18 protein-coding genes and 1 pseudogene are annotated in these 16,979 nt (G+C 70.3%); 6 read left to right on the top strand and 13 right to left on the bottom strand.

Annotation, left to right across the window (positions count from 1 at the left end; translation table 11 throughout):
- From KUG41_RS04165 to bioA, 4 genes and pseudogenes are all read left to right on the top strand, one after another.
- Positions 1-301 (top strand): annotated as a pseudogene (locus KUG41_RS04165) (SAM-dependent methyltransferase); the annotation flags it as partial.
- A complete protein-coding gene (bioD, locus tag KUG41_RS04160; protein WP_216901388.1) occupies positions 298-948 on the top strand; it encodes a dethiobiotin synthase in 651 nt (216 codons plus the stop codon). The pseudogene KUG41_RS04165 and the gene bioD, both read left to right, overlap by 4 nt.
- On the top strand, positions 945-1,100 hold the full coding sequence (locus KUG41_RS04155; RefSeq protein WP_216901386.1) for a hypothetical protein: 156 nt from the start codon (positions 945-947) through the stop codon (positions 1,098-1,100). The genes bioD and KUG41_RS04155 overlap by 4 nt, the downstream gene beginning before the upstream one ends.
- Positions 1,091-2,386 (top strand): adenosylmethionine--8-amino-7-oxononanoate transaminase, encoded by a 1,296-nt coding sequence (bioA, locus tag KUG41_RS04150; protein WP_371734024.1) that lies wholly within the window; start codon positions 1,091-1,093, stop codon positions 2,384-2,386. Before KUG41_RS04155 ends, bioA begins: the two co-directional genes overlap by 10 nt.
- Positions 2,387-2,395: 9 nt before the next feature.
- On the opposite strand, the gene KUG41_RS04145 is transcribed toward bioA, so the two are convergent.
- Together KUG41_RS04145 and KUG41_RS04140 are read right to left on the bottom strand one after the other, a co-directional pair.
- Positions 2,396-2,662 carry a DUF3143 domain-containing protein gene (locus tag KUG41_RS04145; RefSeq protein WP_216901384.1) on the bottom strand — a complete coding sequence of 89 codons (267 nt, stop codon included), beginning with the start codon at positions 2,660-2,662 and terminating at the stop codon, positions 2,396-2,398.
- Positions 2,663-2,693: 31 nt separating this feature from the next.
- Positions 2,694-3,230, bottom strand: a complete 537-nt coding sequence (locus KUG41_RS04140) for a J domain-containing protein (RefSeq protein ID WP_216901382.1) — start codon at positions 3,228-3,230, stop codon at positions 2,694-2,696.
- Between the two features lie 71 nt (positions 3,231-3,301).
- On the opposite strand from KUG41_RS04140, the gene KUG41_RS04135 reads away from it, so the two are divergent.
- Entirely contained in the window at positions 3,302-4,099 is a 798-nt protein-coding gene (locus KUG41_RS04135; protein ID WP_216901380.1) for a 16S rRNA (guanine(527)-N(7))-methyltransferase RsmG, read from the top strand.
- On the opposite strand, the gene KUG41_RS04130 is transcribed toward KUG41_RS04135, so the two are convergent.
- From KUG41_RS04130 to KUG41_RS15795, 6 genes are all read right to left on the bottom strand, one after another.
- Positions 4,096-5,265 (bottom strand): aldo/keto reductase, encoded by a 1,170-nt coding sequence (locus KUG41_RS04130; RefSeq protein ID WP_216901394.1) that lies wholly within the window; start codon positions 5,263-5,265, stop codon positions 4,096-4,098. The two genes, KUG41_RS04135 and KUG41_RS04130, sit on opposite strands and share 4 nt — an antisense overlap.
- Before the next feature lie 38 nt (positions 5,266-5,303).
- Positions 5,304-5,714: a ferredoxin gene (locus KUG41_RS04125; RefSeq protein ID WP_216901378.1), complete on the bottom strand. Its 411-nt coding sequence runs from the start codon at positions 5,712-5,714 to the stop codon at positions 5,304-5,306.
- A 4-nt stretch (positions 5,715-5,718) separates the two neighbouring features.
- Positions 5,719-6,111 (bottom strand): DUF1257 domain-containing protein, encoded by a 393-nt coding sequence (locus tag KUG41_RS04120; RefSeq protein WP_216901377.1) that lies wholly within the window; start codon positions 6,109-6,111, stop codon positions 5,719-5,721.
- Positions 6,112-6,139: 28 nt separating this feature from the next.
- Entirely contained in the window at positions 6,140-6,355 is a 216-nt protein-coding gene (locus KUG41_RS04115) for a DUF2997 domain-containing protein (protein ID WP_216901376.1), read from the bottom strand.
- 99 nt (positions 6,356-6,454) lie between these two features.
- Entirely contained in the window at positions 6,455-7,255 is an 801-nt protein-coding gene (locus KUG41_RS04110) for a HEAT repeat domain-containing protein (RefSeq protein ID WP_216901375.1), read from the bottom strand.
- Positions 7,256-7,301: 46 nt separating this feature from the next.
- Positions 7,302-7,427, bottom strand: coding sequence for a hypothetical protein (locus KUG41_RS15795; RefSeq protein WP_256438895.1), 126 nt, complete (start codon positions 7,425-7,427; stop codon positions 7,302-7,304).
- Between the two features lie 102 nt (positions 7,428-7,529).
- Between KUG41_RS15795 and KUG41_RS04105 the strand changes: the two genes are divergently transcribed.
- On the top strand, positions 7,530-8,825 hold the full coding sequence (locus KUG41_RS04105) for an MFS transporter (protein ID WP_216901373.1): 1,296 nt from the start codon (positions 7,530-7,532) through the stop codon (positions 8,823-8,825).
- On the opposite strand, the gene KUG41_RS04100 is transcribed toward KUG41_RS04105, so the two are convergent.
- From KUG41_RS04100 to KUG41_RS04080, 5 genes are all read right to left on the bottom strand, one after another.
- Positions 8,808-9,602, bottom strand: coding sequence for a lysophospholipase (locus tag KUG41_RS04100; RefSeq protein ID WP_216901371.1), 795 nt, complete (start codon positions 9,600-9,602; stop codon positions 8,808-8,810). The genes KUG41_RS04105 and KUG41_RS04100 overlap by 18 nt on opposite strands.
- Positions 9,603-9,625: 23 nt before the next feature.
- On the bottom strand, positions 9,626-10,681 hold the full coding sequence (rlmN, locus tag KUG41_RS04095; RefSeq protein ID WP_216901369.1) for a 23S rRNA (adenine(2503)-C(2))-methyltransferase RlmN: 1,056 nt from the start codon (positions 10,679-10,681) through the stop codon (positions 9,626-9,628).
- Positions 10,681-10,866 carry a high light inducible protein gene (locus KUG41_RS04090; protein WP_216901366.1) on the bottom strand — a complete coding sequence of 62 codons (186 nt, stop codon included), beginning with the start codon at positions 10,864-10,866 and terminating at the stop codon, positions 10,681-10,683. The genes rlmN and KUG41_RS04090 overlap by 1 nt, the downstream gene beginning before the upstream one ends.
- A complete protein-coding gene (locus KUG41_RS04085; protein WP_216901365.1) occupies positions 10,859-14,974 on the bottom strand; it encodes a DNA-directed RNA polymerase subunit beta' in 4,116 nt (1,371 codons plus the stop codon). The genes KUG41_RS04090 and KUG41_RS04085 overlap by 8 nt, the downstream gene beginning before the upstream one ends.
- A 73-nt stretch (positions 14,975-15,047) precedes the next feature.
- Positions 15,048-16,952 carry a DNA-directed RNA polymerase subunit gamma gene (locus tag KUG41_RS04080; protein WP_216901361.1) on the bottom strand — a complete coding sequence of 635 codons (1,905 nt, stop codon included), beginning with the start codon at positions 16,950-16,952 and terminating at the stop codon, positions 15,048-15,050.
- Positions 16,953-16,979: the final 27 nt, after the last annotated feature.

Below are 16,979 nucleotides of genomic sequence, written 5' to 3'. Positions count from 1 at the left end.
CGCCGGGGTGCCCTGCACCGCCCTGGAGCTGCCGGCCGCCGAGCCCCTGATCGCCGCGGCCGTCGCCGGCGGGTTGCGGCCCCTGCACCAGCGGCTGCTGCGCTTCAGCCGCCCGGACCAGGGAGGCCTGCAGGCCCTGCGCCCTCTGCAGCGGCTGGGGGCCGGCGCCAGCCGGTTCCCCCCTCTCACGGCGCCGCAGCTGCGGCGCCTGCTGGCCCACTGGCCCCGCCAGCAGGCCCTCACCTGGGAGGTGCTGCTGCTGGTGGCCCAGCGCCAGGTCTCCCCCGCCGCCACCCCATGAACGCCCCCTCCCCGCCGCGTCCCGGCCAGCTGGTGATCTGCGGCACCGACACCGACGTGGGCAAGACGGTGGTGAGCGCCCTGGTGGTGCAGGGCCTGGGGGCGACCTATTGGAAACCGGTGCAGAGCGGCCTGGAGGGGGGCGGCGATACAGGCCGGGTCCAGCAGCTGCTCGGGCTCCCGCCAGAGCGGGTGTGGCCGGAGGCCTACCGCCTCACGGCCCCCGTCTCGCCCCACTGGGCCGCCGAGCGGGAGGGGATCAGCATCGATCCGGCCCGCCTGGCCCTGCCGGCCATCGACGGCCCCCTGGTGGTGGAGACCGCCGGCGGCCTGCTGGTGCCCCTTCGCCGCGACTGGCTGCAGATCGAGCAGCTCGCCGTCTGGGGCCTGCCGGTGCTGCTGGTGGCCCGCAGCGGCCTGGGCACCCTCAACCACACCCTGCTCTCCCTGGAGGCCCTCGCCCGCCGGGGGATCCCGGTGCTGGGGCTGGTGCTCAACGGCGAGCCCCACCCCGACAATCCCCGCACCCTGGAGGCCCTGGGCGGGGTGCCGGTGCTGGCCCAGCTGCCGCCGCTGGAGCCCCTTGATCGCGACGGGCTCCAGCGCCAATGGCGGCGCAGCGGCCTGGCCCGTAGCCTGCAGCCATGAGCCGAAAGCATCTGCTGGTGACCGGAGCCGTGGCCGTGGTCTGCACGGGCATCCTGGTGCTGTTCACCGACATCGAGACCAGCTTCGTGCGCTGGGCCAACTGCGGGCCGCTCTCCACCGGAGCTGAGCGCCGCTCCGAGGTGTGCCGCTGAGGGCCGCCGGCGGGGAGCGTCCCGGCTGGCATCCCCACCTCTGGCACCCCTTCACCCAGGTGGCCACCGCCGATCCGCCCCTGCGGGTGGTGCGCGCCAGCGGCGCCCTGCTGGAGCTCGACGACGGCCGCCAGCTGATCGATGCGATCAGCAGCTGGTGGGTGACCCTGCACGGCCACGGGGAAGCCACGATCGCCGCGGCCATCGCCCACCAGGCCCGCACCCTCGAACAGGTGGGCTTCTCCGATTTCCGCCACCCCGCCGCCGAGCAGCTTTCCGAACGCCTCGCCGCCGCCAGTGGCCTGGAGCGGCTGTTCTTCTCCGACAACGGCTCGACGGCGGTGGAGGTGGCCCTCAAGATCGCCTGGCAGTGGTGGCGCAACCGGGGCGAACCGCGCCGGCAGCTGATCGCCTTCGAGGGGGCTTACCACGGCGACACCTTCGGGGCCATGGCGGTGGGGGAGCGCTCCCTGTTCTCGGCGCCGTTCGAGCCGCTGCTGTTCGCCGTGGCCCGGGCCCCCTGGCCCGCCACCTGGTGGGGCGACGACGGGGTGGAGGCGCGGGAGGCGGCGGCCCTGGAGCACCTGGAGCAACTGCTGGACACCCCCACCGCCGCGGTGATCCTGGAGCCGCTGCTGCAGGGGGCCGGTGGCATGGCCCTGGTGCGGGAGGGGTTCCTGCGCCGGGTGGAGGCCCTGGTGCGCGCCAGCGGCGCCCTGCTGATCGCCGATGAGGTGATGACCGGCTTCGGCCGCAGCGGCCACCTGTTCGCCTGCCAGCGGGCCGGCATCCGCCCGGATCTGATGGCCCTCTCCAAGGGGCTCACGGGCGGCTTCCTGCCCATGGGCGTCACCCTGGCGCGGGAGGCCATCTACGAGGGCTTCATCGGCACCGCCCCGGGGCTCACCCTGTTCCACGGCCACAGCTTCACCGCCAACCCCCTGGGCTGCGCCGCGGCTCTGGCCAGCCTGGAGCTGCTGGAGAGCCGGCCCCAGCGCCATCAGGGCTTCGAGGCGCGCCATCGGCCCCACCTGGAGGCCCTGGCCGCCCACCCCCGGGTGCGGCGGCCCCGGCTGCTGGGCAGCGTCGCCGCCTTCGAGCTGGCCACCGACGCGCCCGGCTACCTCAACCCCCTCGGCCTCCGCCTGCAGCGGCTGGCCCTGGAGCGGGGGGTGTTCCTGCGCCCCCTGGGCCAGGTGGTCTACCTGCTGCCGCCCCTCTGCCTTGACGACGACCAGCTGGCCCGTTGCTACGCCGTGATCGGCGAGGCTCTCGACAGGCTCTGAGGCCCGCCCTCAGGGCCCGGCCAGGATCGCCGCCTCCACGTCGGCGCGCGACAGGCCGTAGGGGAACTGGCGCGCCGTGGTGCGGCCCTCCTGGTGCCAGCTCACCCGCAGTTCCTCCACGTCCAGCTCGAGGCGGGCGCTCCACTGGGGCCGGTGCAGGTCCCACTGGGCCACGTTGGTGCGCGACTGGCTGGCGCCCAGCTCCCGCAGCCAGGCCTCCAGGGCAGGCAGGGGATGGTTGTAGAGGGGGGTGGGGGCGGGAGGCAGGGTCGCCATCGGAGGGGAGGGGGTGGCGGGAAAAGAAGCTTCAGCCGACCTCGGGGGCCGACGCCAGGGGAGCCGACTCCTGGGGCTCCGGTGTCGCCTTGGAGGGGAACGGAACCGGCGGTGCCGAGGCCTGCTCCAGCTCGGCCCACCAGCTGGGCCAGGCCATCATTTCGGCGCCCCGGGCCCAGGCCACGCCGATGCCCAGAACCAGGCTGAGCACCAGGGCCACGGCCAGCAGCAGCAGGGCAAACCACTCACCGCCGGAGAGGGCCCGGCGCACCGGCACGGGGCGGGACACCACCACAGGCTGGGGCAGCCGGACCGGCGCTGCGCCGACGGGCTGGCGCAGGGCGGCGTCGTAGATCCTCCTGGCCGCCGGATCACTGAGCACGGCGTAGGCCTGGCGGAGCTGGCGGAAGGCCACTTCCGCCTCCGCGGCCGGCAGGGTGGTGGTGTCGGGGTGGTAGCGCTTGCTGAGGCCTCGGAACGCCTGGCGCAGTTCCTGGTCGGTGGCGCCGAGCTTCAGCTGCAGCACCTGGTAGTGGTTGGGGGTGGGGGGCGTGGCTGAGGCGGACATGGTCCCTGAGGCGGCGCTGGCAGCCTGCCCGGCGTGAGGGATCCTAGGGAGAAGCACCGCTGCCTTCGCGGATGGCCGCCAGCCCCCAGCCCAGCGCCCCGATCGATGATCCCGGGGCCTCCCCCGGCGCGGGTCCCCAGGCCTGCCTCTGGCAGGAGCTGGGCTGGACCCCGGACAGTGGCCAGCTGGCGGCGCTGGTGGCGCTGCAGGAGCAGCTGCGCCAGTGGAACAGCCGGGTCAACCTCACCCGCCTGGTGGAGGGCGACGATTTCTGGATCGCCCAGGTGTTCGACAGCCTCTGGCCCTGGGTTCCCCTGCTGACGGCCCCGGGCGGGGTCCCGGAAGGCCTCGAGCTGATCGATGTGGGCACCGGCGGCGGCTTCCCCGGCCTGGCCCTGGCCATTGCCCTGCCCACGGCCCGCCTCACCCTGGTGGATTCGGTGGGCCGCAAACTGGAGGCAGTGGGGGCCATGGCCCGCAGCCTGGGACTGGAGGGGAGAATCAGCCTCCGCTGCGAACGGGTGGAGCGCACCGGCCGCCGCCGTGACTGCCGCGGGCACTTCGATCGGGCCATGGCCCGGGCCGTGGCCGGCGCCCCGGTGGTGGCCGAATACCTGGTGCCCCTGCTGAAGCCCGGCGGCCTGGGCCTGCTCTACCGGGGCCAGTGGGGGGCCGGCGACCAGAGGGAGCTGGAGGCGGCCGTGGCGGTGCTGCGGGCGACGGTGGAGCCGGCTCAGCGCCGCGACCTGCCGGCAGGGCGGGGGGTGCGCCACGGTCTGTGGCTGCGGCCGGCGGGCCCCTGTCCGGCTGCCTATCCGCGGGCCGTGGGGGTGCCACAGAGGCAACCGATCAGCTCCAGGCCGTCCTAGGCCACCTGCAGCCGCTTCACCGCTTCCCCGCCCAGCCGTTGGCGCAGGCTCCGCAGCAGGTCGGGGATGGCGGCGGCCCAGGGGCTGGCCCCCAGCACCGCCAGCAGCTCGGGCTCGCTCACCGACCCGTCGAGGGCATCGGCGTTCTCCCCCGGAAACCAGTGGCTGCCGTTGCCGAGCAGGCCATAGCGGGCCCGGCCGTAGCCCTCCAGATCCCAGGCCTCCAGAAGGTTATGCAACCAGAGCAGCACCGGCAGGTTGATGCCTCCCGGGGTCTCCTGCCAGGCCGGCAGGCCCCGGTCCCAGCTGGCCAGCCAGGCCTCCCCGAGCGCCTCGCGACGGGCCGCCTCCAGCCGCTCCAGGATCGGCGGCAGCAGGTACTCGGCCCGGGGCAGCAGGGCCACCGCCTCCAGATGCAGGGCCAGGTCCTGGGGACCTGCAGCGCCGACGCTGATCGTATGGATCCCCGGCGCCGAGAGGCAGAACAGATCGTTGAAGACGATCGGATGCAGGGGGGAGCACAGGTCCCTCAGGCGATCCGAAGGGGTGTGCAGGTGCCCCCCCTTGTCGGTGGGGCTGATCACGAACACCCCCATGTCGTGGGCGGTCGCCGCCGCGATGGCCGGCCGGTTGTCCTGGCGGATGAAATACCAGTGCAGGTTGATGAAATCGAACCGGTCACTGTTGATCGCCTCCAGGATCAGGGGCAGGGGGGCATGGGTGGAGAAGCCCACATGGCCGATGCGCCCATCCTCCTGCCAGCGGCGGGCCACCTCCAGGCAGCCGTCGGGACGCAGGGTCTGCTGCAGCAACTCGGCTGTGTTGAGGCCATGGATGGCGAGCAGATCGACCCGGCCCCCGGTTCCCCCCTGGCCGAGGCGTTCGAAGCTGGTCTCCAGTTCAGCCTCGAAGAAGGCCGGATCGGCGGCCGGCGGCACCTTGGTCTGGAGGACGCGCCTGGGATCACTCAGCTGGGGCAGCAGCCAGCCCAGCTGCCGTTCCGAGGTGCCGTAGTGGCGGGCGGTTTCGATGTGATGCAGGCCCGCCACCCTGGCGGCCTCCAGGGTGGCTTTGAGCCGCGCCTGGCTGTCCCCTTCCACCGCCTCGGCCGGCAGGTCGGTCCAGCTCTGCTGAAAGCGCATGCCCCCGAGGGACAGCACGGGCATGGCCAGCCCGGTGCGGCCGAAACGCCGGGTCGGGATGGTCACGGCGCCGGTGCTGCGGCCCGGGGCAGGGTGCGGCGGCGGCGCCCATGGGACGGCAGGCCCAGGGGCTGGATCTCCTGCTCGTCGAGCTGGGCCCGCAGGACCGGCAGCTGTTCATAGGCCACCCAGTGGATGCAGTCCACCGGGCAGGTGTCAATCGCCTCCTGGATCCGCTCGGTGCTGTCGCCGTCCTGGCGCAGGGCGCGGGAGCGACCCCAGTCGGGCTCCACGACAAACGTGTTGCCGGCCACGTGGGCGCAGTAACGACAGCCGATGCAGACGGCCTCATCCACCCAGACGGCCTGCTGGCGGAGGGCGCCTCCCAGCACCGGCTCCCGGCCGGAAGGGGGGGCCTCCGGCGCCAGGGGAGTCTGGAAGGCCAGGGCCGGATCGGGGCCGGCGGAACTCACGGGCTCAGCCGTCCCAGCGGGTCACCACCAGTTCGATGCTGCCGTCGAGGTGGCTGGTCTGCTCGCTCACCTGGAAGCCTTCCTCGGCGGTGCTGGCCAGGATGCTGCGCAGGGCGTAACGCTGGGTGAGCCGGGCAAGGAAACGCTCCACGGGGATGGGCTGTTTCCACAGCTCCAGATCGGTGACCAGCTCGTAACTGCCGCTCTCGGGGTTGAGACGGAAGCCGATATCGACCCCATCCTCCTGAACAATGGCCAGATCAGCGGTCACCGTCTGACCACGGTAGCCACGCACCTGGCAGGTGCCCTCCGCCGGAGGGTGACCCAGATCGCTGAGCGCCTCCACCAGGGCCTGGCGATCGCGCAGTTCGGTCTTGACGGTGCTGAAGTGCGACATGGGAAGGGGGAACGGTGGGGAGGGGGCGTCAGGCGCTGCGGTGCTGCGCGACGACCTGGGGGTCCTGGAGCTCAAGGGATGGGGCGAGGAAAGCCTCCGAGGTGCTGCTGCGTTGCTGCACGCTGCCTAGACGGGCCTCGATCCGCTCCGTGAGCCTGGAACAACCATCGCCCTGCATGCCCTCCACGAGCTCTTCCACCCGCCCGTCAGGGCGAATGCGGAAGCGGATGGTGCGTTGAGCCATCCCGGTGGACTGCAGAGGTGAGTTATGGATCTTAACCGCGATTTCCCATCGCTGTGCTGCGAGGCCTGCGGCCGGGGATCGCTCCGGCCGCAGGGTCTTTCAGCTGATCAGCCCCTCATCCACCAGGGTCTGGAGCCGTTCGAGCACCTCGGGCTGCTCCAGCTGCTCCAGGGCCAGGCGTGCCTCATCCCGGACGCCGGGATCGGCGTCCTGAAGCATGGTGTGCAGCAGGATCTCCACAACCTCCTGCTGACGCGGCGCCACCAGATCGCTGTAGAGCCTTCCCAGCGACCAGGCGCTGTTGCTGCGCACCGCAGGCTCGCTGTCGATGCGCAGGCTGAGCAGCAGCTGGGCGGCGGCGGGGTCAGCCTTGGCCATGCCGGTGGCCCCCGCATCGGCGAGGGAACTGGCCGCCCAGAGGCGCACGGCGGCGATGTCCACTTCAAGGGCCCGCATCAGGGGGTTGAGCACCGGGGCATCGGGGTAGTTGCCCAGGCTCCAGGCCACCGCCTTGCGCACATAGCCGTTGTCGTCGGCAGCCAGCAGGCCCAGCAGGGGCTCCACCGCCAGGGGGGAGGGGTTGCGTCCGAGGGCATACACGGCGCTCATGCGCACGATCGGACAGCCGGCCTCGAGCAGCGGCAGCAACAGGGGGATGGCCCGGGGATCGCGGTGCTCGCAGAAGATGCGCAGCCCCTGCAGCCGCTCCTCCCGCCCCCCCTTCAGCAGGGTGATGCCGAGGTCGCACTCGGCGGCCACGTCGGAGCTGGAGGGCGTGGCGCTGTCGATTTCATCGAGGGGATCGCCGAGCAGTTCCTGCGCCAGCTCCCGTGCCAGCACCTCGGGATCAAGGGCCAGTTCGTGGGTGGTTTCGGGAAAGGGCAGGCCGTCGTCCGGCATGGGGCCATCCAGGTGGAGGCATCGTAAAAGGATGGTCGGCAGGCGATCAGCCCACCGGTGCCGGGGCGGCCATGTCGCCCGGGAGCCAGATGCGGGCGCTCACAGCGAACAGGGCCAGACCGAACAGCAGCACGATGGCGATGGGCAGCAGGGTGGAGCGCAGGAACTGCATGAAGACGACAAGGGAAGATGCTGGCTGCATTGTGGTCGGAGCCGGGGGCCGGCAGGGCGGCCTGACCGTCCGCCCCTAGGGTTCGCCCACCCGCCAGCCGCCATGGCCCCCACTGCCACCAGCAGCGTCCGCCCCTGGCGCCGGATCCTGGCCGTGGCGGCCGAGGGGGTCGCCAGCGGCACCCCCTACATGGTGGGCACCAGGCTGCTGCAGGGCTGGCTCACCGCCAGCCAGATCCCCCTGAGCCTGATCGGCCTGCTGGGGCTGGCGGAGCTGCCCTACACCCTGAAGATGGTCTGGGCACCGGCCCTCGACCGCTGGCCCCTGCCCTGGCCCGACCGCCGCCGCGGCTGGCTGCTGGCCCTGCAGCTCACCCTGGTGGCGGTGATCGGCGCCATGGCCCTGCTGCGGCCCTCCAGTGATCCCGCCAGCCTCACGGCGATCGGGCTGATGGCGGTGCTGCTGGCGGTGGTCAGCGCCACCCAGGACATCGCCGTCGACGCCTACCGCACCGACCTGCTGCCCGACCGGGAGCGGGGTGCCGGCGCGGCTGCCACCAACCTGGGCTACCGGGCGGCGATGCTGGCCGTGGGGGCCGGCGGTTTCATCCTGGCCGGCCGCTACGACTGGCCCCTGGCCTTCCTGTTCTCGGCCGTGCTGATGCTGGTGGTGGTGCCCTTCACCCTCACCGCCCCGCCCCTGCCACCCCTGGAAGTTCCGGTGCGCAGCCTGCGTCAGGCGGTGCTCGGCCCGGCCCGGGAGTTCCTGCATCGCACCGGCGGCCCCCGGGCCGTGGCCCTGCTCACCCTGGTGCTGCTCTACCGCTGGCCCGATGGCCTGCTCAACCTGATGGCGGTGCCGTTCCTGATCCAGAAGGGCTTCAGCCCCGAGGTGGTGGGCTCGGTGCTGGCGGGCTGGGGCATCGGCGCCACGATCCTGGGCACGGTGCTGGGGGGGGTGCTGTTCGGCCGGCTGGGCATGAACCGCTCCCTGTGGATCTTCGCCCTGGTGGGTGCCAGCGGCAACCTGGCCTACTGGGGCCTGGCCCGCTTCGACGGCGGCATGCCGGCCCTGCTGATGGCCGTGGGGCTGGAGAACATCGGCGGGGGCATGGTGGGCGCCGCTTTCGTGGCGCTGCTGATGAGCCTCTGCAACCCCCGCTTCTCCGCCACCCAGTACGCCCTGCTCTCGGGCGTCTACGCCCTGAGCCGCTCCCTGCTGGCCGCTCCCGCCGGGCTGGTGGCCGAAGGTCTGGGCTGGCCCGGCTTCTTCCTGGCCACCACGGCAGCGGCCCTGCCGGCCTTCCTGCTGATGCTGCGCCTCACCCCCTGGAACGGCCTGGAGGCCCGCGGCGCCTACATGGCCGACCGCGACGGCGGCTCAGGAGACGCCGCGTAGCACTGTGCGGTATTCGGGGGACTGATCGACGGCGTTGTGGCCGTTGACGGCCAGCACCACCAGGGAGGCCACCCCGGGCCGGAACCGGGCCAGCAGGGCCTCGGTGCTGGCCCGGGGGATCACCTCATCCCGTTCGACGGCGATCAGCAGGGTGGGGGCGCCCACCTGGGGGGCGTCCTGCCAGGAGCGGTATTTGTCCTGGAGAAGCAGCCCGATCGGCACCAGGGGGAAGCGGCGCGAGGCCAGGGCCTCGATGCTGTCGAAGGGGGTGACCAGCACCAGCCGTCCCACGGGCCGCCGGGCGGCCAGGTGCACCGCCACGCCGCTGCCCAGGCTGCGGCCCATCACATCGATCCGCTGATGCTCCGGCCGCACCCGGTCATAGAGGGCCAGGGCATCGGCGAACAGGGCCGCCTCCGATGGCCGGCCGCCGCTGCCGCCGTAGCCCCGGTAATGGAGCAGGTAGAAGCTGTGCTCGCCGAAGGCGTCCTCCAGCAGCGGCAGCTGGAGCGCCACATCCTCGGCATTGCCACCGAAATAGATCAGGGCCTTCGGACCCGGCCGGCGGCGGACGGTCACCAGCACCTTCCCCCCCGTCAGGCCGTCCGTGAGCGGCAGGGCCAGCAGATCGCCCCCGGCCCCGGGGGTGCGGGGCTGGGGGAAATAGAGCAGGGAGCGCTGCAGCAGAAACAGGGCAGCGCAGAACAGCAGATAAAGGAGAGGGAGCAGCAGGATGCTGACGCTGAGCAAGGCCCCGGCCCGGTTGGCGAGGAACACGGCAAGGGCCTCGATGACGCCGATCAGGCCGCTGCGGCCATGAGCCGCCGGCGCAGCTGGCCGCAGGCCGCATCCTGGTCGAGGCCGCGGCTGGCCCGCACGCTCACGGCGATGTGGCGCCGCTCCAGCTGGGAGCGGAAGGCCTCCACCGCTTCGGGGGTGGGGCGCCGGAAGTCCTCCTCCGCGATCGGGTTGTAGGCGATCAGGTTGACGTGGCTCTGGAACCCCCGCAGCAGCCGGGCCAGAGCGTCGGCGTGGCGGGGATGGTCGTTGAGGCCGCCCAGCAGGATGTACTCGAAGCTGACCCTCCGGCCGGTGAGGGCCACGTAGTGGCGGCAATCGTCCAGCAGGGCCTCCAGGGGGTAAGCGTGGGCGGTGGGGATCAGCTCCTCGCGCAGCCGCTGGTCGGGGGCATGCAGGCTCACGGCCAGGGTGAACTGGGCCCGGCCCAGCCGCTCCACGGCCCGCTCCGCCAGGGTCGGCAGGGTGCGAGGCACCCCCACCGTGCTGACGGTGATCTGGCGCTGGGCCATGCCCAGGTCGTTGCAGAGGCAGGCGATCGCCTCCAGCACCGCTTCGGTGTTCAGCAGGGGTTCGCCCATACCCATGAACACCACGTGGGTGGGGCGCCGGTCCATGGCCTCTCGGATGCTGAGCACCTGATCGACGATCTCGTGCACCGCCAGGGAGCGCTGCAGCCCCCCCTTGCCGGTGGCGCAGAAACGGCATCCCATCGGGCAGCCCACCTGGCTGCTGACACAGACCGTGAGCCGATCACCACTGGGGATGCCGACGGTCTCGATGCCGAGGCCATCGGCGGTGGCGAGCAGAAGCTTGGTGGTGCCGTCGCAGGCGTCGCTGCGGTGCTGGAGGGCCAGCCGGCCGATGCTGGTGCCGGCGGCGGCCAGCTGCTCGCGCCAGGCCTTCGGCAGCACGGTGATCGCCTCCAGGGAGCGGGCCCCCTTGGCGTAGATCCAGTCGTGCAGCTGCCGGCCCCGGAAAGCCGGCTGGCCCTGATCGACGGCCCAGCCCTCCAGAGCCGCGCGGCCCATGCCCAGCAGGGGGGCAGGGGCGGTCATCAGGGCCAGATCAGCAGGCCGTGGCCCAGCTTCCACTCCACCGCCACAAGGGCAATGAAGCCGAGCATGGCCAGGCGCCCGTTGAGGCGCTCGGTGTGGCCGTGGAAGCCGAAGCGGGGCAGGCGCCGCACCGGCACCGGCGTGGGCCGGGCGGCAACCGCGGGGGTGGCGACGGAATCAGTCATCGCTGAGCAATCCCTCCTCCTGCAGACCCTCGAGGGCCGCAGGGTCGGCGATCAGCTCCTCCTCGAGGCCCTCTTCGGTGCTGGGACGGGCGAAGGCGGCAAAGCCGCTGGCGGCCGCCTCGATGCCGTGGCGGCTGCGGGTGGCCTCCAGGTCCTCCTCGGAAGGGTCGTCCAGCACGGCGGCGGTGACCGCCGGGGCGGGCATCTCCACGGTGTAGTCCGGACGCAGGTTCTGGTTGCGGCGGTAGCCGGCGGCCTCCTCCTCGAGGATGTCGGGGTGGGGTCCGGCCTCGGCCCGCAGCTCCTCTTCGAAGCCCCCGAAGCCGGTGCCGGCGGGGATCAGGCGGCCGATGATCACGTTCTCCTTGAGGCCCCGCAGCCAGTCGCTCTTGCCCTCGATGGCCGCTTCGGTCAGCACCCGGGTGGTCTCCTGGAAGGAGGCCGCCGAGATGAAGGAGTCGGTGTTGAGGGAGGCCTTGGTGATGCCCAGCAGCACGGGGGTGAACTCGGCGGGGGCACCACCGGTGATGGCCATGGCGGAATTCACCTGCTCCACCTGGCGCAGCTCGATCAGCTCACCGGGCAGCAGGGTGGTGTCACCGGCGTCCTCGATGCGGACCTTGCTGGTCATCTGGCGCACGATCACCTCGATGTGCTTGTCGCTGATCGAGACCCCCTGCGACTTGTAGACGTTCTGCACTTCGGTGACCATGCGGAACTGCAGCTTGGAGATCGCTTCCTGGGCGGCCTCCATGGTGGGCTTGCGGCTGCGCAGGTCCTCGAAGAAGCAGTCGAGCAGCTCATGGGGGTTGATCGGCCCGTCGGTCAGCATCTCGCCGGCACTCACCTGCTGGCCATCGTTGACCATCACGTTGCGGCCCAGCAGGATCGGGTACTCCGTGATCACGTCGTCGGTCTCGATGACCGAGACGGTGATCGAATCGTCGTCGTCGCCCTGCTTGATCTGCACGGTGCCGCTCTTGCGGCAGAGCACGGCCGATTCCCGCGGGCGGCGGGCCTCGAGCAGCTCCTCGATACGGGGCAGACCCTGGACGATATCCCCCGTCTTCTGGCGTTCGAACACCAGCAGGGCAAGGGCATCACCCCGCTGCACCAGTTCGCCGTCGCGGACATGCAGCACCGAATCGGGCGACACCATGTAGGGCCGGCCCAGACGGATGGTGAGGGTCTTGCCGTCGATCACCTCCACCTGGCCACAGCAGGGGGAGAGCACGCCTTCGGCGAGCACGTCGTTGTCGACGATGCGATCGCCCACCGCCACCGTCGGGGTGGCGGTGCCCAGGTCGAGGCCGCGGGTGTCGTCGGCCCGCTCCACGATCAGGCGCCGGATCGGTTCGCTGGCCGTGGGCTCGGGCAGCTGCACCACCCCGTCCCCGTTCTCCTTGCAGAGGATCTGGGTGGTGGCCACCACATCGCCGCGTTTGACGGCGATGCCGTCTTCCACCTGCAGCTCCGTGTGGGTGGAGCCGTGACTGGCGTCGGAGAGGGTGTCGCGGCGCACCAGGAGTGTTTCCAGGATCACCAGCTGCAGGCGCTCGATGGTCTTGGCCCGCTTGTCGGCGATCGCCTCCACGTCCACCGTCATCTGGGGGGTGGTGTCGAAGGTTTCCAGGATCAGCTGGGTGCGCAGCAGCTCGACCCCTTCCACCGACTTGATCAGCTCGCCGTCCTTGAAGGTGAGGCGCTGGGTGGCCTTCAGGCCCAGGGAGGGGCCGCCCGTCTGCTTGACGGTGGCCAGTTCGGGCAGATGGGCCTCATCGGGGATGGCGTATTCCTCCACCGGCCGCAGCAGCAGGGCACCGCCCTCGGGGGTGTCGACCTTCTCGACGAACTTCATCACCTCGGCCTTGAGGCCGGGGGCGATCTCCTCGCCCGGATTGACCATCTTGCCGTCGTCGCCGTAACGGCTGAGCACCTTGGCGTCGGAGACGAGGTGCAGCTCACCGGAACGAACGATGATCTCCCTGAGGATGTCGTTCTTCTGGGTGACGGTGACGATACCGGCGGTCTGGCTGAAGATGTCCTTCACCACCTCGGTGCCGGCCTCGATCCACTGGCCGTCCTCGATCATCAGCAGGGAGATGTCCTTGTTGATCTCGTGGGTTTCCTGGGGGATCCAGAGCAGGGTGCCGCCCTTGCTCACCTCGAAGCCGTGCTTGGCGGAACGGGCCTTCTTGATCGAGAGGCCGGGGGCGAACTTCACCATGCCGCCGGTCTGGGTGCGGAAACGGTCGTCGGTGAGCTCGGCGATCACCTCGCCGGCGCCGATCTTGGTGCCGGGCTGGGTCTTGACCAGATAGCGGCTGTTGTCCTTGCCCTCCAGGTGCCAGCTCTCGCCGGTGTGGCTGGATTCGCCCACCAGCTTGCAGTCCTTGAGGGTGAGGCTGGCGGTGACGATCTGCACCTCCCTGGAATCGCCGGTGGACTCCCGCAGCCGCACGACACCGCCGTACTCGCTCTGCAGCCGGCTCTCGGCCAGCACGTCGCCGGTGGTCACCGGTTTGCCGGTCTCGACCACCGGCAGGGCATTGGGGGGCAGGTTGTAGACGTCGCCGCTGAACACCCACAGCCGACCGAGACGCTGGGCCTTGTGGGTGATGTTGCCCTGACGGTCCGTGACCTCCCTGGGCTGGATCACATCCTCGAAGCGCACCTGGCCTGGCAGGTCGCAGATGACGTCCTTGGTGGCCTTCTCCACGCTCTTCTTCACCGCCGAGCCCGAGGAGATCTGGGCCAGGATGATGTCGTGGGCGACCGGGTCGCCATCGGCGACGAACAGGATCGAGCCGTTGGTGATGTCGATCTTCTGAATCTTGCCCTTGCCCGAAGGCTTGAGGGTGAGGGTGAAGTCGGTTTCGGCCAGCTTGGCCTCCACCCCGTGGGGGGTGCGGTGGTCACGCACCCGGGCCTTGGGCCCGAATTCCACCACCCCATCCACCAGCGAGCGCACCACGCCGGTTTCGGCGGTGGACACACCACCGGTGTGGAAGGTGCGCATGGTGAGCTGGGTGCCCGGTTCACCGATCGACTGGGCGGCGATGATGCCCACCGCTTCGCCCAGATCCACCAGCTGGTTGTGGGCCAGGGCCCAGCCGTAGCACTTGCGGCACACCGAACGGGAGGCCTCGCAGGTGAGCGGTGAGCGCACCATCACCGTGGCGACCTCCGCTGTCTCGATGGCGGCCGACAGGGCCGGATCGATCTCCTGGTCCCGGTCGACAATGACGGCGCCCTCGCCGTCAAGGACGGGCTGGGCCGCCAGGCGACCGATCAGCTTGGAGCCGAAGCGTCCCCGCTCATCGGCGTTGATGGGAATGAAGCGCAGGGTGCCGCAGTCCTCCTCCCGCACGATCACGTCCTGGGCCACGTCCACCAGACGGCGGGTGAGGTAGCCGGAGTCGGCGGTGCGCAGGGCCGTGTCCACCAGGCCCTTGCGGGCGCCGTAGGAGGAGATCACGTACTCGGTGACCGTGAGACCCTCACGGAAGTTGGTGCGGATCGGCAGGTCGATGATCTCCCCCTGGGGGTTGGCCATCAGGCCGCGCATGCCCACCAGCTGGCGCACCTGGGACATGTTCCCCCGGGCGCCGGAGTTGGCCATCATCCACACCGAGTTGAGTGGATCGTTGTCGTTGAAGTTGCGGCGCACGGCCGCCACCAGCCGCTCGTTGGTCTCCGTCCAGGTGTCGATCACCTTGGTGTGGCGCTCCACCTCGGTGATCTCCCCGAGCCGGTAGCGCTCCTCGGTGGCCGTGATCTGCTCCTCGGCCTCCTCCAGCAGCACCGCCTTGTCGCCGGGGATGCGCAGGTCGTCGACCGAAATCGAGACCGCGGCCTGGGTGGCGTAATGGAAACCGAGATCCTTCAGCTCATCGGCCATCGCCGCGGTGGCCGCGGTGCCGTGGTGCTTGTAGGCCCACGACACGAGGTTGCGCAGTGCCTTCTTGTCGATGATCCGGTTGCGGAACGGAGGCGCCTGCTTGCTGAGGGCCGCCGCGGCGGCGGCGGCGGCGGCATTGGCAGCGGCCAGTTCGGCGGCGGCCTTGGCGCTCTTCTTGCTGATCTTCTTGGCGGGGGTGGCGGTCATGGCGGCGCGCAGTGAAAAAGGCTGGAGGAACGTCGGGACACACGGGGCCGGATCGGGGTCCGGCCGGCGGAAATCAGGTGGCAGCCACGGCGTCGATGATGGTGTGGTTGATCACGACCCGCCCCACGGTGGTCAGCAGGTAACGGCTGATCAGGGCACCGTCCTCATCGAAGCGGTCGCGGCGGAATTTCCACTGCTCGATGCGGGTGCCGTCGGAGAGGGTGTCGGTGGAGACGGGTTCGTTGTCCTCGTCGTCGCTTTCCACCTCGCCGCTGAAGCGCACCCAGACCCAGTCGTGAAGGGTGAGGTGCTTCTCCTCGAAGGCGGCGATCACGTCCTCGAGATCGGCGAAGGTGCGGGAGCGGTCGCCGAAGGCGGGCTGGGCCTTCTCCCGGTCGACGGCCGTGAGGTAGTAGGCGCCGAGCACCATGTCCTGGGACGGCGTGATGATCGGCTCGCCGGTGGCGGGGGAGAGCACGTTGTTGCTGGCCAGCATCAGCATGCGGGCCTCGGTCTGGGCCTCGATCGCCAGGGGCACGTGCACGGCCATCTGGTCACCGTCGAAGTCGGCGTTGAAGGCCGGGCAGACCAGGGGGTGCAGCTGGATGGCGCGGCCATCGACCAGCTTGGGCTCGAAGGCCTGGATGCCGAGGCGGTGCAGGGTGGGCGCCCGGTTGAGGAGGATCGGGTGCCCTTCGATCACCTCCTGGAGCACCTGCATCACCTCGTCGTCGGCACGCTGGATCAGCTTCTTGGCCGCCTTGATGTTGTTGACGATGTTCTGGCGGATCAGGCGATGGATCACGAACGGCTGGAACAGCTCGATCGCCATCTCCTTGGGCAGCCCGCACTGGTGCATCTTGAGCTTGGGGCCCACCACGATCACCGAACGGCCGGAGTAGTCGACCCGCTTGCCGAGCAGGTTCTGGCGGAAGCGGCCCTGCTTGCCCTCGATGATGTCGCTGAGCGACTTGAGGGCCCGGTTGTTGGCCCCCACCACCGTGCGGCCGCGGCGACCGTTGTCGATCAGGGCATCGACCGCCTCCTGCAGCATCCGCTTCTCGTTGCGGACGATGATCTCGGGGGCAAGGATCTCCTGCAGCCGCGCCAGCCGGTTGTTGCGGTTGATCACCCGCCGGTAGAGGTCGTTGAGATCGCTGGTGGCGAAACGGCCGCCATCGAGCTGCACCATGGGGCGCAGATCGGGGGGGATCACCGGGATCACATCCAGCACCATCCAGTCAGGCTTGGCGTTGGTGGCGATGAAGTTGTCGATCACCCGCAGGCGCTTGATCAGCTTGGCCCGCTTCTGGCCCTTGGAGTTGTTGATGTCCTCCCGCAGCTGTTCTGCCTCCTTCTCAAGGTCGAGGTCCTCGAGCAGTTGCTTGAGGGCCTCGGCGCCGATACCCACGATGGGCTCGTTTTCGATCTCGGAATCCTCAGCGAAGATCTGATCCTCGATCTCCAGCCACTCGTCCTCGGTGAGCAGCTGCTTGTAGGTGAGGTCCTTGTGGTCGCCCTTGTCGAGCACCACATAGCAGTTGAAGTAGACGATCTGCTCCACGTCCCGCAGGGGCATGTCGAGCAGGATCGCCACGTAGCTGGGAATCCCCTTCAGGTACCAGACGTGGGACACCGGGGCGGCCAGCTTGATGAAGCCCATGCGGTGGCGCCGCACCCGGCTTTCGGTGACTTCCACGCCACAGCGCTCGCAGACGATGCCGCGGTGCCGCACCCGCTTGTACTTGCCGCAGTGGCATTCCCAGTCCTTGGAGGGGCCGAAGATCTTCTCGCAGAAGAGCCCGTCCATCTCAGGCTTGAGGGTGCGGTAGTTGATCGTTTCCGGCTTGGTGACCTCACCCACCACCTGGCCGTTGGGCAGCGTGCGCTGCCCCCACTGCATGATCCGCTCGGGGGAAGCGAGCGTGATCTTCACGTAATCGAAGTGGTTTTCGGTGCGAAGGTTGCTGTTGGACATGGCGGGGACGCAGGAAGATCGAGAGAA

This window comes from Synechococcus sp. CCY 9618 (assembly GCF_019038415.1).
In the GTDB taxonomy this organism is placed as follows: domain Bacteria; phylum Cyanobacteriota; class Cyanobacteriia; order PCC-6307; family Cyanobiaceae; genus Cyanobium.
This window is presented reverse-complemented; position numbering and strand designations above follow the sequence as displayed.

What these genes read in the sequence shown, in the direction of transcription:
- bioD (WP_216901388.1), top strand. Translation starts at nt 298, where the DNA reads ATGAACGCCCCCTCCCCGCCGCGTCCCGGCCAGCTGGTGATCTGCGGC.
- KUG41_RS04155 (WP_216901386.1), top strand. Translation starts at nt 945, where the DNA reads ATGAGCCGAAAGCATCTGCTGGTGACCGGAGCCGTGGCCGTGGTCTGC.
- KUG41_RS04145 (WP_216901384.1), bottom strand. Translation starts at nt 2,662, where the DNA reads ATGGCGACCCTGCCTCCCGCCCCCACCCCCCTCTACAACCATCCCCTG.
- KUG41_RS04140 (WP_216901382.1), bottom strand. Translation starts at nt 3,230, where the DNA reads ATGTCCGCCTCAGCCACGCCCCCCACCCCCAACCACTACCAGGTGCTG.
- KUG41_RS04135 (WP_216901380.1), top strand. Translation starts at nt 3,302, where the DNA reads ATGGCCGCCAGCCCCCAGCCCAGCGCCCCGATCGATGATCCCGGGGCC.
- KUG41_RS04130 (WP_216901394.1), bottom strand. Translation starts at nt 5,265, where the DNA reads ATGCCCGTGCTGTCCCTCGGGGGCATGCGCTTTCAGCAGAGCTGGACC.
- KUG41_RS04120 (WP_216901377.1), bottom strand. Translation starts at nt 6,111, where the DNA reads ATGTCGCACTTCAGCACCGTCAAGACCGAACTGCGCGATCGCCAGGCC.
- KUG41_RS04115 (WP_216901376.1), bottom strand. Translation starts at nt 6,355, where the DNA reads ATGGCTCAACGCACCATCCGCTTCCGCATTCGCCCTGACGGGCGGGTG.
- KUG41_RS04110 (WP_216901375.1), bottom strand. Translation starts at nt 7,255, where the DNA reads ATGCCGGACGACGGCCTGCCCTTTCCCGAAACCACCCACGAACTGGCC.
- KUG41_RS15795 (WP_256438895.1), bottom strand. Translation starts at nt 7,427, where the DNA reads ATGCAGTTCCTGCGCTCCACCCTGCTGCCCATCGCCATCGTGCTGCTG.
- KUG41_RS04105 (WP_216901373.1), top strand. Translation starts at nt 7,530, where the DNA reads ATGGCCCCCACTGCCACCAGCAGCGTCCGCCCCTGGCGCCGGATCCTG.
- rlmN (WP_216901369.1), bottom strand. Translation starts at nt 10,681, where the DNA reads ATGACCGCCCCTGCCCCCCTGCTGGGCATGGGCCGCGCGGCTCTGGAG.
- KUG41_RS04090 (WP_216901366.1), bottom strand. Translation starts at nt 10,866, where the DNA reads ATGACTGATTCCGTCGCCACCCCCGCGGTTGCCGCCCGGCCCACGCCG.
- KUG41_RS04085 (WP_216901365.1), bottom strand. Translation starts at nt 14,974, where the DNA reads ATGACCGCCACCCCCGCCAAGAAGATCAGCAAGAAGAGCGCCAAGGCC.
- KUG41_RS04080 (WP_216901361.1), bottom strand. Translation starts at nt 16,952, where the DNA reads ATGTCCAACAGCAACCTTCGCACCGAAAACCACTTCGATTACGTGAAG.